This is a genomic window from Mycobacterium sp. NGS27, assembly GCF_059813005.1.
This window is the reverse complement of sequence record NZ_JCALDT010000013.1, coordinates 31,574-46,254: the sequence shown is the minus strand read 5'-3', so window position 1 is coordinate 46,254 and position 14,681 is coordinate 31,574. Positions and strand designations below refer to the sequence as shown.

The following is a 14,681-nucleotide window of genomic DNA, read 5'->3' as shown; positions in this document are numbered from 1 at the left end:
GGACCGACCCAGGCAGTCGTCACCGCAGGACATAGAGAAGCCCAACAAGGGAGGCCCCATCAGCACTGAGACCCGCGTCAACGAGCGCATTCGCGTACCTGAAGTCCGGTTGATCGGCCCAGGGGGAGAGCAGGTAGGCATCGTGCGCATCGAAGACGCACTGCGCGTCGCTGCGGACGCCGATCTCGACCTCGTCGAAGTTGCCCCTAATGCCAGACCCCCGGTCTGCAAGATCATGGACTACGGCAAGTTCAAATACGAAGCGGCGCAAAAGGCGCGCGAATCCCGCCGGAACCAGCAGCAGACCGTCGTCAAAGAACAAAAGCTGCGACCGAAGATCGACGATCATGATTACGAGACCAAAAAGGGTCACGTCATCCGCTTCCTGGAAGCGGGATCGAAGGTGAAGGTCACCATCATGTTCCGCGGACGTGAGCAGTCGCGGCCCGAGCTGGGCTATCGATTGCTCCAGCGCCTGGGTGCGGACGTGGCCGAATACGGCTTCGTCGAAACGTCCGCCAAGCAGGACGGCCGCAACATGACGATGGTGCTGGCACCGCATCGCGGCGCGAAGACTCGCGCCAAGGCGCGGCATCCGGAGGGACCCGGGGCCGGCCCGGTCCCGGACGATGCGGCCGCCGAAGCCGAACCTTCGTCGAACTGACCCACGCGAGACTCCGTAAGAGCTCGAGTACTCCACAGAACAGAGGAAACATGCCCAAAGCCAAGACCCACAGCGGGGCGTCAAAGCGGTTCCGGCGCACCGGTACCGGCAAGATCGTGCGCCAGCAGGCCAACCGTAGGCATCTGCTCGAGCACAAGCCGACCAAGCGGACCCGCCGCCTCGACGGCCGGACGACGGTGTCGGCCAACGACACCAAGCGTGTTAACAGCCTGCTGAACGGCTGACCACCACGCCGGCCAGACCCGTAATTGCGAGCTCGCACGGCGACCCGACCAACTAATTTGTGAACGAGAGTAGGAACATCCAATGGCACGCGTGAAGCGGGCGGTCAACGCCCACAAGAAGAGGCGCAGCATCCTCAAGGCCTCGAAGGGCTATCGCGGCCAGCGATCCCGGCTCTACCGCAAGGCCAAAGAGCAGCAACTTCATTCACTGAACTACGCCTACCGCGACCGTCGCGCGCGCAAGGGCGAGTTCCGTAAACTGTGGATCTCGCGGATCAACGCGGCGGCACGCGCCAATGACATCACCTACAACCGGCTGATCCAGGGCCTTAAGGCCGCCGGTGTGGAAGTGGACCGAAAGAACCTGTCCGACATCGCGATCGCCGACCCGGCCGCGTTCACGGCGCTGGTCGACATCGCGCGGGCGGCACTGCCCGAGGATGTCAACGCTCCCTCGGATTCGGGAGAAGCGGCCTAACTGCGCGCGGACCGGCCAGGTGCTGACCGAACGTTCGGCCAGGGTCGCCGCGGCGGTCAAGCTGCACCGCCACGTCGCCCGCCGGCGGGCGGGCCGGTTCCTCGCCGAGGGCCCCAACCTCGTGGCGGCCGCCGCCCGCCGCGGGCTGGTTCGCGACGTCTTCGTCACCGAGGCCGCCCAGCAGCGTCATGCGTCGCTGCTGGCGACCTTGGATTCCGCGCGGTGCCCGGTGCACCCGGTCACCGAGCGCGCGGCGAAAGCGTTGTCCGACACCGTCACCCCGGCCGGGCTGGTCGCCGTGTGCGAAACGCCGGCCACCCGCCTTCAGGACGCGCTGGCCGGCTCGCCTCGGCTGGTCGCGGTCGCGGTCGAGATCAGCGAGCCGGGCAACGCGGGCACCCTCATTCGCCTCGCGGACGCGATGGGTGCGTCCGGCGTCATCTTCGGCGGCCACAGCGTCGACCCGTACAACGGCAAGTGCCTGCGCGCGTCGGCGGGCAGCATCTTCTCGCTTCCGGTCGCCGTCGCGCCCGACACGGCCGCCGCCCTCGACGCGGTGCGTGCGGCGGGCCTGCAGCTGCTCGCCACCACCGTGGACGGTGAGACACGGCTCGACGAGGCCGCCGAACTGCTCGGCGCGCCGACGGCGTGGCTGTTCGGCCCCGAATCACACGGTCTGCCAACCGAAATCGCGGCGGTGGCCGACCACCGGATGCGCATCCCCATGTCCGGCGGCGCGGAGAGCCTGAACGTGGCGTCGGCCGCGGCCATCTGTCTGTATCAGAGCGCGCGGGCGCTGGGCCTGCCTACGCGGCCTTAGCCGGCCGTTTGGGCCTGCCCCGCCCGGCGCGCAGGCCGGCCAGCGACAGGGTCGTGTGCACCAGGGAACCCGCGCGTTCCATCAGCGCGCGGGCGGGTTCGAGTGGCGACCTGGGCGGCGGCGGGAAGTAATGCATCGGCAGGCCGCGCCGGTCGCGCGGCGGCGCCATGAACGGCGGCGCCTCGACCAGCGGGGCGTCGCTGGGCAGCCGTCCCTCGGCGCGCCGGTAGGCCGCCAGCGCGCGCGGGTGCAGCCGGATCTCGTCGGGCACCGCCAGGAAAGCCAACTCGACGGCCTTGCCGAACAGCCGCAGCAACACCTCGTCGCCCGGGGTCCAGCGCATGCCGGCCTTCTCGCGCACCGCCGGTTCGAAGAGCCCGGCCGCGATCCAGCGCTGGCCGGCGACCAGCGGCTTGAAGAGCTGGTCCCAGATCGGGGTGGGGACCAGGACGAACTTCGGCTTCGGGATGCGTATCTCGAAGATGTCCAGTGTCGCCCGGTTGATCTCCAGCTCCTCGCGGCAGACCCGCTCCCAGTACTCCTGGAATTCCTCCCACGATCCGGGCACCGGCCGCATGCTCATCCCGTACATCCGGTACCACTGCACGTGCTCGGCGAACAGCTGCCGCTTCTCGGCTTCGGTCAGACCGCCGCAGAAGTATTCGGCCACCTTGACGATCAGCATGAAGAACGTGGCGTGCGCCCAGTAGAAGGTCTCCGGGTTGAGCGCGTGATAGCGCCGCCCTGCGGCGTCGGTCCCCTTGATGGTGTGGTGGTAGCTGGTGATCTGGCGTCCGGTCTGCGATGCCCGGTCGCCGTCGTAGACGACGCCCATGATCGGGTAGACCGACCGCGCCACCCGCTGCAGCGGCTCCCGCAGCAGGATCGAATGCTCCTCGACCGCCGCGCCGAGTTCGGGATACATGTTCTGGATCGCCCCGATCCAGACGCCCATCATTCCGGTGCGCAAATCGCCAAAGTACTTCCAGGTCAGGGAATCTGGGCCGAGCGGATCGACGGCTTCCGACCCGGAAGCGTGCACAGTGCCAGTCATCGCGGCCTCCTGCTCCAGTTGCGCTCACGATAACTTTGACAACGAACGTTGTCTATGATTTCGGGGATGTGTTCGCTCGGGTGTTATCGAGCTTCCACATCGGTGTGGCGCCATCGTGATCAGGCGCTTTGATGCGAGATGTGACACATCCGCCGGACCCGGCCGGGACCGTCGTTGCCTGCCTTCGACGAAACCAAATAACCTGGCCTGGTGGAACTCGCGCGTCGCGATCTGGACCCGGGTGAGCCCGACGAGACCCAAGCGCAATCCGCTCCGCAACGCTCTCCGGTACACAGCGCGACCCAATGGCTGCACAGCCGCAACCGCAGCCCCGGGGCGGTCGCGTTCGTCCGGCGTGCGCGCCGGCTGCTGCCCGGCGACCCCGACTTCGGCGATCCGCTGTCCACGGCGGGCGAGGGCGGTCCGCGCGCCGCGGCGCGTGCGGCCGATCGGCTACTGGGAGACGGCGACGCGGTGTCCCGCGAGGTCAGCCTCGGTGTGCTGCAGCTCTGGCAGGCGTTGACAGAGGGAGTGTCGCGCCGGCCGGCCAATCCGGAGGTGACGCTGGTCTTCACCGACCTGGTCGGCTTCTCCACCTGGTCCCTGGAGGTCGGCGATGACGCGGCGCTGGCGCTGCTTCGGCAGGTGGCGCGGGCCCTCGAGCCACCGCTGCTCGACGCGGGCGGACACATCGTCAAGCGAATGGGCGACGGCCTCATGGCGGTCTTCGGCGATCCGACCGTCGCCGTGCGGGCCGTGCTGACCGCCAAGAAGGCGCTGAAATCGGTCGAGGTGGCCGGTCACACGCCGCGGATGCGGGTCGGCATCCACACCGGGCGACCGCAGCGACTGGCCGCGGACTGGCTTGGTGTCGATGTGAACATCGCCGCACGAGTTATGGAAAGAGCCACCAAGGGTGGAATCATGGTGTCGAGTTCAACGTTGGATCTCATACCGCAAAGCGAGTTGGACGCGTTGGGCGTCGAGGCCAAACGCACGAGGAAGCCGGTCTTCGCGCCGAAGCCCGCCGGCATTCCCGACGATTTGGCGATCTATCGCCTCAAGACTCTTAAGGAGTTGTCAGGCTCTGATGACACAGAAGAAGCGACACCGCAGCCATAATGGACGCCAATGTTAGGGGGCATCTTCTCCCGGCTCGCCCGGGTGCGATTCACGCTCGGGTACGCGGCGCTGCTGCTTGCCATCAGCTGCGCCATCCTGGCCCTGGGCCCGCAGGCACATGACGTCATCGTTGCGCGCGCCAGCACCAACGTGCACAACCTCGCGCACGGCCACCTCGGCACGCTGCTGGGCAGTGCGCTGGTGGTCGACGCCGGCCCGCTCTACTTCTGGCTGCCCTTCCTGACCTGCCTGCTGGCGCTCGCCGAGCTGCACCTGCGCACCATTCGGCTGGTGGTGGCCTTCGTCGTCGGCCACATCGGTGCGACGCTGCTGGTGGCGGCCGCGCTGGCCGCGTCGGTCGAATTCGGGTGGTTGCCCTTGTCGATCACCCGGGCCAGCGACGTCGGAATGAGCTACGGCGCCCTGGCCGTGCTTGGCGCGATGACGGCCGTGATTCCCTCCCGCTGGCGGGCCGCCTGGGTCGGCTGGTGGGTATCGGCGGGCATCGTTTCGGCGATCGTGGGCGGTGATTTCACCGACGCCGGGCACACCGTCGCCGTGATCCTCGGCGTGCTGGTCTCCGCCCGGTTCCGGCAGCCGATCCACTGGACGCCGGCGCGGTACCTGATGTTGGCGGCGTCCTCGGGCTTCGGCTTCCTGATGCTGGCCCACCACTGGGGGACCCTTGCGTCGACACCGGTGTTCGGACTCGTCGGCGCGTTCGTGGCCTACCAGGTGGCGAAGTTGGCCGGCGGCCGCCGCCTGACGGCCGTGCCGTTCGACGTCGACGACGCGCTGGGCGGTCCGCAGCCGGCCGTCGCCGGTTAAGCCAGCTCCCGGCCGGCCGCTGCGCCCGGCTTAGCTGCTAGCGCCCGCCAGGCGCCACGCGCCGAATCACTATGATCAGCACTTGCTGCGGGCAACGTGCAGCCAACCTTGAAGCAAGGAGAGTGTCGCCGCGTGGCCGATCGACCCGTCGACCTGTCGCCGGAAGCCCTGGCCCAAGCGGTCAGCGCGGCCCGGGAGGCATTCACGCGTGCCGGCGATCTCGACACTCTGGCGCGCGTCAAAACCGAGCACCTCGGTGACCGCTCACCGCTGGCGCTGGCGCGCCAGGCCCTGGGCGGCGTCCCCAAGGACGAGCGCGCCGACGCGGGCAAGCGGGTCAACGCCGCCCGAACCGAAGCCCAACACGGTTACGACGAGCGACTCGCGGTTTTGCGCGCCGAACGCGACGCCGCGGTGCTGGTCGCCGAAGGCATCGACGTCACGCTGCCCTCGACGCGGCAGCCGGCCGGCGCCCGGCACCCGATCACGATCCTGGCCGAGCACATCGCCGACACCTTCATCGCCATGGGCTGGGAACTGGCGGAGGGCCCGGAGGTCGAGACCGAGCAGTTCAACTTCGACGCGCTCAACTTCCCGGCCGACCACCCCGCCCGCAGCGAACAGGACACCTTCTACGTCGCGCCCGACGGTTCCCGCCAACTGCTTCGCACCCACACCTCGCCCGTGCAGGTCCGCACCCTGCTCGCCCGCGAGCTACCCGTCTACATCGTGTCGATCGGCCGGACGTTTCGCACCGACGAACTCGACGCCACCCACACGCCGGTCTTCCACCAGGTCGAGGGCTTGGCGGTGGACCGCGGCCTGACCATGGCGCACCTGCGGGGAACGCTGGACGCATTCGCACGCGCCGAGTTCGGTCCCGAGGCGCGCACCCGGATCCGGCCGCACTTCTTCCCGTTCACCGAACCGTCCGCCGAGGTCGACGTCTGGTTCGTCGGCAAGAAGGGCGGCCCCGGCTGGGTGGAGTGGGGCGGCTGCGGGATGGTGCATCCGAACGTCTTGCGCGCCGCCGGGATTGACCCGGATGCGTACTCCGGCTTCGCATTCGGCATGGGGCTGGAAAGGACGTTGCAGTTCCGCAACGGCATTCCGGACATGCGCGACATGGTCGAGGGCGACGTCCGCTTCTCGCTGCCGTTCGGGGTGGGTGCCTGATGCGCGTTCCGTACAGCTGGCTACGTGAGATCGTGGCGGCTGGGGCGCCGGAGTGGGACGTCACCCCAGACGAGCTCGAACAGACATTGGTGCGCATCGGCCACGAGGTCGAAGAGGTGATCATCCTCGGGCCGGTCGAGGGCCCGCTGACCGTGGGCCGGGTCACCGCCATCGAAGAACTCACCGGTTTCAAGAAGCCGATCCGGTTCTGCCACGTCGACGTCGGCGCGGGCAGCGTCCGCGAAATCGTCTGTGGTGCAACCAACTTCGTGGTGGGCGACCTCATCGTCGCGGCGCTGCCGGGCACCACATTGCCCGGTGACTTCACCATCGCCGCCCGCAAGACCTACGGCCGCAACTCCGACGGAATGATCTGCTCGGCAGCAGAACTCGGCATGGGCGCCGACCACTCGGGGATCCTGGTGCTGCCCCCGGGCACCGCCGATCCGGGAGCCGGCGGCGCGGCGGTGCTTGGACTCGGCGACGTGATCTTCCACCTGGCGATCACGCCCGATCGCGGCTACTGCATGTCGCTGCGCGGCCTGGCCCGCGAGATCGCCTGCGCCTACGACCTGGACTACGTCGATCCCGCCGGCAGCCAGGTGGTCAAGCCGCTGCCGGTCGACGGGGAGGCGTGGCCGCTGACCGTGCAGCCCGGCACCGGGGTGCGGCGTTTCGCGCTGCGACCGGTCATCGGCATCGACCCCGCGGCCGTGTCGCCGTGGTGGCTGCAGCGCCGGCTGCTGCTGTCCGGCATCCGCGCGACCTCCCCGGCGGTCGACGTGACCAATTACGTGATGCTCGAGCTCGGCCACCCCATGCACGCCCACGACCGCAAGCGAATCACCGGGAGCTTCGGCGTGCGGTTCGCCCGGCCCGGCGAGACCGTGGTGACCCTCGACGACATCGAGCGCAAACTCGAGCCGGCTGACGTCCTCATCGTCGACGACACGGCGACCACCGCGATCGGCGGCGTGATGGGCGCGGCGAGCACCGAGGTGCGCGCCGACTCGACCGACGTGCTGCTCGAGGCCGCGGTCTGGGATCCCGCCGCCGTCTCGCGCACCCAGCGCAGGCTGCACCTGCCCAGCGAAGCCGCGCGTCGCTACGAGCGCGGCGTGGACCCGGCCATCTCGGTAGCCGCGCTCGACCGGTGCGCCACGCTGCTCGCCGACATCGCCGGCGGGGAGGTCGGCGACGGCCTGACCGATTGGCGCGGTGACCCGCCGCGCGACGACTGGTCGCTTTCGCCCCTCGAGATCGCCGTCGACCTGCCGGATCGCGTCGCCGGCGTGGGCTATGCGCCGGGTACGACCGCCAAGCGGCTCACCCAGATCGGCGCCGGCGTGGCGGAGCGCGACGGCATTCTGACGGTGACCCCACCGAGCTGGCGGCCCGACCTCGTGCAGCCGGCCGACCTCGTCGAGGAGGTGCTGCGGCTCGAGGGGCTGGAAGTCATTCCGTCGGTGCTACCGTCGGCGCCGGCCGGCCGGGGCCTGTCCGCGGTGCAGAAGCGCCGCCGCGCCATCGGCAGGTCTTTGGCACAGTCCGGGTACGTCGAGATCCTGCCGACCCCGTTTCTGCCCGCCGGTGTCTTCGACCTGTGGGGCCTGGCGGCCGACGACCCACGGCGGACCACCACCGACGTGCTCAACCCGCTCGAGGCCGACCGCCCGCAGCTGGCCACCACGCTGTTGCCCGCGTTGCTGGAAGCCTTGGTGCGCAACGTCTCTCGCGGCCTGGTCGACATCTCGCTGTATGCCGTGGCGCAGGTGGTCCAGCCGACGGCGGAAACCCGCGCCGTGGAGCTCATTGCCGTCGACCGCCGGCCCACCGACGGCGAAATCGCCGCGCTCGACGCGTCGTTGCCGCGGCAACCGCAGCACGTCGCGGCGGTCCTGACCGGCCTGCGCGAGCGCCGCGGACCCTGGGGTCCCGGCCGCCGCGCCGAGGCCGCCGACGCGTTCGAGGCGGTGCGCATCATCGCCCGCGCCGGCGGGATCGACGTACGGTTGCGCGCGGCGCAGTACCTGCCGTGGCATCCGGGGCGGTGCGCCGAAGTGCTCGTCGGGGATACCCCGGTCGGTCATGCGGGCCAGCTGCATCCCGCGGTGACCGAACGCTCCGGGCTGCCCAGGGGCACCTGCGCCCTCGAGCTGAACCTGGACGCGATGCCCATCCCGCTGACCCTGCCCGCGCCCCGGGTGTCGCCGTTCCCGGCGGTGTTCCAGGACCTCAGCCTGGTGGTGCCCGCACACGTACCGGCCCAGGCGGTGGCCGACGCGGTACGCGAGGGCGCGGGCGAGCTGCTCGAAGACCTTCAATTGTTCGACGTGTTCACCGGCCCGCAGATCGGCGAGGACCGCAAGTCGCTGACGTTCGCGCTGCGGTTCCGCGCGCCCGACCGCACGCTGACCGAGGACGACGCCACCGCGGCCCGCGATGCGGCGGTCCGCCGCGCGGCCGAGGCGGTCGGCGCGGAGTTGCGCGCCTAGTGGAATGGATTTGCAAACCACTGCATAACCATGCAGAATCGGCGGAATGGCCGACGGGATGAAGGTGGCGGTTGCCGGTGCCAGCGGATACGCCGGCGGTGAAATCCTACGCCTGCTGCTCGGGCACCCGGCCTACGCGCACGGGCGCCTGACGATCGGCGCCGTGACCGCGGCCGCCAGCGCGGGCAGCACGCTCGGCGAGCACCACCCGCACCTGACACCGCTGGGCCAGCGCGTGGTCGAACCGACCGACCTCGCCGCGCTCGCCGGCCACGACGTCGTGTTCCTGGCCCTGCCGCACGGCCATTCGGCCGCGCTGGCGCAGCAGCTCGGCCCCGACACGCTGATCATCGACTGCGGCGCCGACTTCCGGCTCACCGACGCTTCCGCCTGGGAGCGGTTCTACGGATCGCCGCACGCCGGCAGCTGGCCGTACGGGCTGCCGGAGCTGCCCGGCGCGCGCGAGCGGCTGCGCGGCGCGCGGCGCATCGCGGTACCGGGCTGTTACCCGACGGCGGCGCTGCTGGCGTTGCTGCCCGCGGTGGCCTCCGACCTCATCGAGCCCGCCGTCACCGTGGTCGCCGTCAGCGGCACCTCCGGGGCCGGCCGCGCCGCCAAGACCGACCTGCTGGGCGCGGAGGTCATCGGCTCGGCGCGGGCCTATAACATCGCCGGGGCGCACCGGCACACCCCCGAGATCGCCCAGGGCCTGGGCGCCGTCACGGGTCGCGACGTCACCGTGTCGTTCACCCCGGTGCTCATCCCGACGTCGCGCGGCATCCTGGCGACATGCACCGCACGCACTCGGGCGCCGCTGCCGCGGCTGCGCGAAGCCTACGAAAAAGCTTACCACGCAGAACCTTTCATCCACCTGCTGCCCGAAGGACAACTGCCCCGCACCGGGGCCGTGATCGGTAGCAACGCGGCGCACATCGCCGTCGCGGTCGACGAGGCGGCGAGCACGTTCGTGGCGATCGCCGCGATCGACAACCTGGTCAAGGGAACGGCCGGAGCCGCCGTGCAATCGATGAACCTGGCGCTGGGTTGGCCGGAGACCGACGGCCTTTCGGTGATCGGGGTGGCGCCATGACGTCCACCGCGGCCGAGGCGCGGTTGCTGCGCGAACAAGGCGTCACCGCGCCGGCCGGATTCCGGGCCGCCGGCATCGCCGCCGGGATCAAGGCCTCGGGCAATCGCGACCTGGCCCTGGTCCTCAACGAAGGACCCGACTACGCGGCGGCCGGGGTGTTCACCCGCAACAAGGTCAAAGCCGCGCCGGTGCTGTGGAGCCAGCAGGTGCTGAGCACCGGCGCGCTGCGCGCGGTGATCCTCAACTCCGGCGGCGCCAACGCCTGCACCGGACCGGGCGGGTTTCAGGACACGCACGCCACCGCGGAAGCCGTCGCGGCCGCGCTGTCGGATTGGGGAACCGAGACCGGCGCCGTCGAGGTCGCGGTGTGCTCGACGGGGTTGATCGGTGACCGGCTGCCGATGGACAAGGTGCTCGCCGGGGTGCGCGCGATCGTGCAGGAGATGGCCGGTGGGCTGTCCGGCGGCGACGAGGCGGCCCAGGCGATCATGACCACCGACACGGTGCCCAAACAGGTTGCGCTGCACCATCCGGGCAACTGGACGGTCGGCGGGATGGCCAAGGGCGCCGGCATGCTCGCGCCGTCGCTGGCCACGATGCTCTGTGTGCTGACCACCGACGCGGCCGTCGACGCCGCGGCCCTGGACTCCGCTCTGCGGAACGCCAGCGCCCGCACCTTCGACCGGCTCGACATCGACGGCGCGTGCTCGACCAACGACACGGTGCTGCTGCTCGCGTCGGGCGCCAGCGAAATCGCTCCCAGCCAGGCCGATCTCGACGAGGCGGTGCTGCGGGTGTGCGATGACCTGTGCGCCCAGCTGCAGGCCGACGCCGAAGGCGTCACCAAGCGGGTCAATGTCACCGTGCAGGGGGCCGCCTCCGAGGACGACGCGCTGGTCGCGGCCCGGACGATCGCCCGCGACTCCCTGGTCAAGACGGCGGTGTTCGGCTCGGATCCCAACTGGGGCCGGGTGCTCGCCGCCGTCGGCATGGCGCCCGTCGCCCTGGACCCCGACCGGATCACCGTGTCGTTCAACGGCTTCGAGGTCTTCGCCGAGGGGGCCGGGGCCCCGGGCGCGCGTGCGGTGGACCTCTCGGGACCCGACATCGACATCACGGTCGATCTGGCGCTCGGCGACGGTGGGGTCACCATCCGGACCACCGACCTGTCCCACGGCTACGTCGAAGAGAATTCGGCCTACAGCTCATGAGCGCCTCAACGGAAGCCCTACCTACCGCGGTCAAGGCGCAGGTGCTCGCCGAAGCCCTGCCCTGGCTCAAGCAACTGCACGGCAAGGTCGTCGTCATCAAGTACGGCGGCAACGCCATGACCGACGACACGCTGCGGCACGCCTTCGCCGCTGACATGGCTTTCCTGCGCAACTGTGGCGTTCACCCCGTGGTGGTGCACGGCGGCGGCCCCCAGATCAGCGCGATGCTGCGCCGGCTCGCCATCCCCGGGGACTTCAAGGGTGGATTCCGGGTCACCACACCGGAAGTGCTCGACGTGGCGCGGATGGTCTTGTTCGGCCAGGTCGGCCGCGAACTGGTCAACCTGATCAACGCCCACGGACCGTATGCCGTCGGCATCACCGGCGAGGACGCCCAGCTCTTCACCGCCGTGCGGCGCAGCGTCACCGTGGACGGCGTGGCCACCGACATCGGCCTGGTCGGCGATGTCGAACGGGTCAACACCGCCGCGGTGCTGGATCTGATTGCCGCACGGCGTATTCCGGTGGTCTCGACGCTGGCCCCGGATGCCGAAGGCGTGGTGCACAACATCAACGCCGACACCGCCGCGGCGGCGCTGGCCGAAGCGCTGCGCGCCGAAAAGCTGTTGATGCTCACCGATGTCGAAGGCCTGTACACCAGCTGGCCGGACCGCGGTTCGCTGGTCAGCGAAATCGACGCCGGCACTTTGTCGCAACTGCTACCCACGCTGGAGGCGGGCATGATTCCCAAAGTCGAGGCCTGCCTGCGGGCGGTGACCGCGGGCGTGCCCAGCGCGCACGTCATCGACGGACGCGTCGAACACTGCGTGCTGGTCGAGCTGTTCACCGATGCGGGCACCGGCACCAAGGTGGTGCGCCTGTGAGCCATACCGACGCCATCAAACAGCGGTGGGAAGCCGTGATGATGAACAACTACGGCACCCCGCCGATGGCCCTGGCCAGGGGGGACGGCGCCGTGGTCACCGACGTGGACGGCAAGACCTACCTCGACCTGCTCGGCGGGATCGCGGTCAACGTCCTGGGCCATCGCCACCCCGCGATCATCGAGGCCGTCACCCACCAGATGTCGACGCTGGGGCACACCTCCAACCTGTATGCCACCGAACCCGGTGTCGCGCTGGCCGAGCAACTGGTCGCGCTGCTCGGGACCGAGGTGCCCGCGCGGGTGTTCTTCTGCAACTCCGGGGCCGAGGCCAACGAGGTGGCGTTCAAGCTGTCGCGACTCACCGGGCGCACGAAACTGATTGCCGCACAAGAGGCTTTCCACGGCCGAACCATGGGATCGCTGGCGCTGACCGGCCAGCCGAGCAAGCAGGCGCCGTTCGCGCCGCTGCCCGGCGACGTCACGCACGTGCCCTACGGCGACGCGGACGCGCTGGCCGCCGCGGTCGACGACGCCACCGCCGCCGTGTTCTTGGAGCCGATCATGGGGGAGAGCGGTGTCGTCGTCCCGCCCGAGGGATACCTCGTCGCCGCGCGCGACATCACCGCGCGGCACGGGGCGCTGCTGGTGCTCGACGAGGTGCAGACCGGGATGGGCCGCACCGGAACGTTTTTCGCCCACCAGCACGACGGCATCACCCCGGACGTGGTGACGCTGGCCAAGGGGCTCGGCGGCGGCCTGCCCATCGGGGCCTGCCTGGCCGTCGGCCCGGCCGCCGACCTGATGACCCCCGGGCTGCACGGCAGCACCTTCGGCGGCAATCCGATCTGCGCGGCGGCGGCGCTCGCGGTGCTGCGGGTGCTGGCCGAGCAGGACCTCGTCCGGCACGCCGAGACGCTGGGCAAGTCGTTGCGCCACGGCATCGAGGCGCATGCCCACCCGCTGATCGACCACGTGCGCGGCCGCGGCCTGCTCTGCGGGGTGGCGCTCACCGCGCCGCGCGCCAAAGACGCCGAAGCGGCCGCACGCCGGGCCGGGTTCCTGGTGAACGCGGCCGCACCCGATGTCCTGCGGCTGGCGCCGCCGCTGATCATCACCGAGGCGCAGATCGACGGCTTCGTCGCGGCGCTGCCGGGCATCCTCGATGAATCCGCCGGAGCCGCCGCATGACGAGGCACTTCCTTCGCGACGACGACCTGTCGCCCACCGAGCAGGCCGAGGTGTTGCAACTGGCCGCCGAACTGAAAAAGGATCCCTTCAGCGCCCGCCCGCTGGACGGCCCGCGCGGGGTCGCGGTCCTGTTCGACAAGAACTCCACCCGCACCCGGTTCTCGTTCGAGATGGGCATCGCCCAGCTCGGCGGGCACGCCGTCGTCGTCGACGCCCGCAGCACCCAGCTGGGCCGCGACGAAACCCTGGAGGACACCGCGCGGGTGCTGTCGCGCTACGTCGAGGCCATCGTCTGGCGGACGTTCGGCCAGGAGCGCCTCGAGGCCATGGCCGCGACCGCGACGGTGCCGGTGGTCAACGCGCTCTCCGACGAATTCCATCCGTGCCAGGTGCTCGCCGATCTGCAGACCATCGCCGAGCGCAAGGGCGCGCTCACCGGGTTGCGGATGACCTATTTCGGTGACGGCGCCAACAACATGGCCCACTCGCTGATGCTCGGTGGCGTCACGGCCGGCCTGCACGTCACCATTGCCGCGCCGGACGGCTTCGCCCCAGACCCGGCGTTCGTGACAGCGGCCCGGCGGCGCGCCGAAGACACCGGCGCCTCGGTCACCGTCACCCCCGACGCCGACGCGGCCGCGCGCGGCGCCGACGTCCTGGTCACCGACACCTGGACGTCGATGGGGCAGGAGGACGACGGGCTGGACCGCCGCACACCGTTTTGGCCCTACCAGATCAACGCCCGGCTGCTGTCCCTGGCAGACCCGGAAGCGATTGTGCTGCACTGCCTTCCGGCTCACCGCGGCGACGAGATCACCGACGAGGTGATGGACGGCCCGGCCAGCGTGGTCTGGGACGAGGCCGAAAACCGGCTGCACGCCCAAAAGGCCTTGCTGGCATGGCTTTTGGAGCGCCACTCGTGACCCGCTCGAAGACCACGCCCGAAACCACCCGGGCCGGCCGGCAGGCGCGCATCGTGGCCATCCTGTCGTCGGCCGAGGTGCGCAGCCAGAACGAACTGGCCGCGCTGCTGGCCGACGAGGGCATCGACGTCACCCAGGCCACCCTGTCGCGGGACCTGGAAGAGCTGGGCGCGGTGAAGCTGCGCGGCGCCGACGGCGGCGTCGGCGTCTACATGGTTCCCGAGGACGGCAACCCGGTGCGCGGGGTATCCGGCGGCACCGCACGGCTGTCCCGGCTGCTGAGCGAACTGCTGGTGTCGGCCGACGCCAGCGCCAACCTCGCGGTGCTGCGCACCCCGCCCGGCGCCGCCGACTACCTGGCCAGCGCGATCGACCGCGCGGCGCTCCCGTACGTCGTCGGCACCATCGCCGGCGATGACACCGTCTTCGTGGCCGCTCGAGAGCCGATGACCGGCGCCGAGCTGGCCGCCACCCTGGAAAAACTCACGTAAAGCGTTTCAA

General features: G+C 70.2%; 14 protein-coding genes and 1 pseudogene. 14 read left to right on the top strand and 1 reads right to left on the bottom strand.

The window, feature by feature from the left end:
* Nucleotides 1-58 precede the first annotated feature (58 nt).
* The 4 genes from infC to AC5Y30_RS24715 all read left to right on the top strand — a co-directional run bounded on the left by infC (nt 59) and on the right by AC5Y30_RS24715 (nt 2,207).
* Nucleotides 59-664, top strand: a complete 606-nt coding sequence (gene infC, locus AC5Y30_RS24730; RefSeq protein WP_499921844.1) for a translation initiation factor IF-3 — start codon at nt 59-61, stop codon at nt 662-664.
* Nucleotides 665-714: 50 nt separating this feature from the next.
* Nucleotides 715-909, top strand: coding sequence for a 50S ribosomal protein L35 (gene rpmI, locus AC5Y30_RS24725; RefSeq protein WP_066882282.1), 195 nt, complete (start codon nt 715-717; stop codon nt 907-909).
* A gap of 82 nt (nt 910-991) precedes the next feature.
* Entirely contained in the window at nt 992-1,387 is a 396-nt protein-coding gene (gene rplT / locus AC5Y30_RS24720) for a 50S ribosomal protein L20 (RefSeq protein ID WP_007776071.1), read from the top strand.
* A 19-nt stretch (nt 1,388-1,406) separates the two neighbouring features.
* Nucleotides 1,407-2,207, top strand: coding sequence for a TrmH family RNA methyltransferase (locus AC5Y30_RS24715; RefSeq protein ID WP_499921805.1), 801 nt, complete (start codon nt 1,407-1,409; stop codon nt 2,205-2,207).
* Here the strand turns inward: AC5Y30_RS24715 and AC5Y30_RS24710 are convergent.
* A complete protein-coding gene (locus tag AC5Y30_RS24710) occupies nt 2,194-3,261 on the bottom strand; it encodes an oxygenase MpaB family protein (RefSeq protein WP_499921803.1) in 1,068 nt (355 codons plus the stop codon). The two genes, AC5Y30_RS24715 and AC5Y30_RS24710, sit on opposite strands and share 14 nt — an antisense overlap.
* Before the next feature lie 210 nt (nt 3,262-3,471).
* Between AC5Y30_RS24710 and AC5Y30_RS24705 the strand changes: the two genes are divergently transcribed.
* The 10 genes and pseudogenes from AC5Y30_RS24705 (at nt 3,472) to AC5Y30_RS24660 (ending at nt 14,671) form a co-directional block, all read left to right on the top strand.
* Nucleotides 3,472-4,383: an adenylate/guanylate cyclase domain-containing protein gene (locus AC5Y30_RS24705; RefSeq protein WP_499921801.1), complete on the top strand. Its 912-nt coding sequence runs from the start codon at nt 3,472-3,474 to the stop codon at nt 4,381-4,383.
* Nucleotides 4,384-4,392: 9 nt separating this feature from the next.
* On the top strand, nt 4,393-5,211 hold the full coding sequence (locus tag AC5Y30_RS24700; protein ID WP_499921799.1) for a rhomboid-like protein: 819 nt from the start codon (nt 4,393-4,395) through the stop codon (nt 5,209-5,211).
* A 132-nt stretch (nt 5,212-5,343) separates the two neighbouring features.
* Nucleotides 5,344-6,387: a phenylalanine--tRNA ligase subunit alpha gene (gene pheS, locus AC5Y30_RS24695; RefSeq protein WP_499921797.1), complete on the top strand. Its 1,044-nt coding sequence runs from the start codon at nt 5,344-5,346 to the stop codon at nt 6,385-6,387.
* Entirely contained in the window at nt 6,387-8,882 is a 2,496-nt protein-coding gene (pheT, locus tag AC5Y30_RS24690) for a phenylalanine--tRNA ligase subunit beta (protein WP_499921795.1), read from the top strand. Before pheS ends, pheT begins: the two co-directional genes overlap by 1 nt.
* Before the next feature lie 30 nt (nt 8,883-8,912).
* Nucleotides 8,913-9,972, top strand: a pseudogene (gene argC, locus AC5Y30_RS24685) (N-acetyl-gamma-glutamyl-phosphate reductase).
* The gene (gene argJ, locus AC5Y30_RS24680; RefSeq protein WP_499921793.1) at nt 9,969-11,183 is read left to right on the top strand and encodes a bifunctional glutamate N-acetyltransferase/amino-acid acetyltransferase ArgJ; all 1,215 of its coding nucleotides are present in this window, start codon (nt 9,969-9,971) and stop codon (nt 11,181-11,183) included. The pseudogene argC and the gene argJ overlap by 4 nt, the downstream one beginning before the upstream one ends.
* Nucleotides 11,180-12,067, top strand: coding sequence for an acetylglutamate kinase (argB, locus tag AC5Y30_RS24675; protein ID WP_499921791.1), 888 nt, complete (start codon nt 11,180-11,182; stop codon nt 12,065-12,067). The genes argJ and argB overlap by 4 nt, the downstream gene beginning before the upstream one ends.
* Nucleotides 12,064-13,257 carry an acetylornithine transaminase gene (locus AC5Y30_RS24670; protein WP_499921789.1) on the top strand — a complete coding sequence of 398 codons (1,194 nt, stop codon included), beginning with the start codon at nt 12,064-12,066 and terminating at the stop codon, nt 13,255-13,257. The genes argB and AC5Y30_RS24670 overlap by 4 nt, the downstream gene beginning before the upstream one ends.
* Nucleotides 13,254-14,180: an ornithine carbamoyltransferase gene (gene argF, locus AC5Y30_RS24665; protein WP_499921787.1), complete on the top strand. Its 927-nt coding sequence runs from the start codon at nt 13,254-13,256 to the stop codon at nt 14,178-14,180. Before AC5Y30_RS24670 ends, argF begins: the two co-directional genes overlap by 4 nt.
* Entirely contained in the window at nt 14,156-14,671 is a 516-nt protein-coding gene (locus AC5Y30_RS24660) for an arginine repressor (RefSeq protein WP_499921785.1), read from the top strand. Before argF ends, AC5Y30_RS24660 begins: the two co-directional genes overlap by 25 nt.
* Nucleotides 14,672-14,681 lie beyond the last annotated feature (10 nt).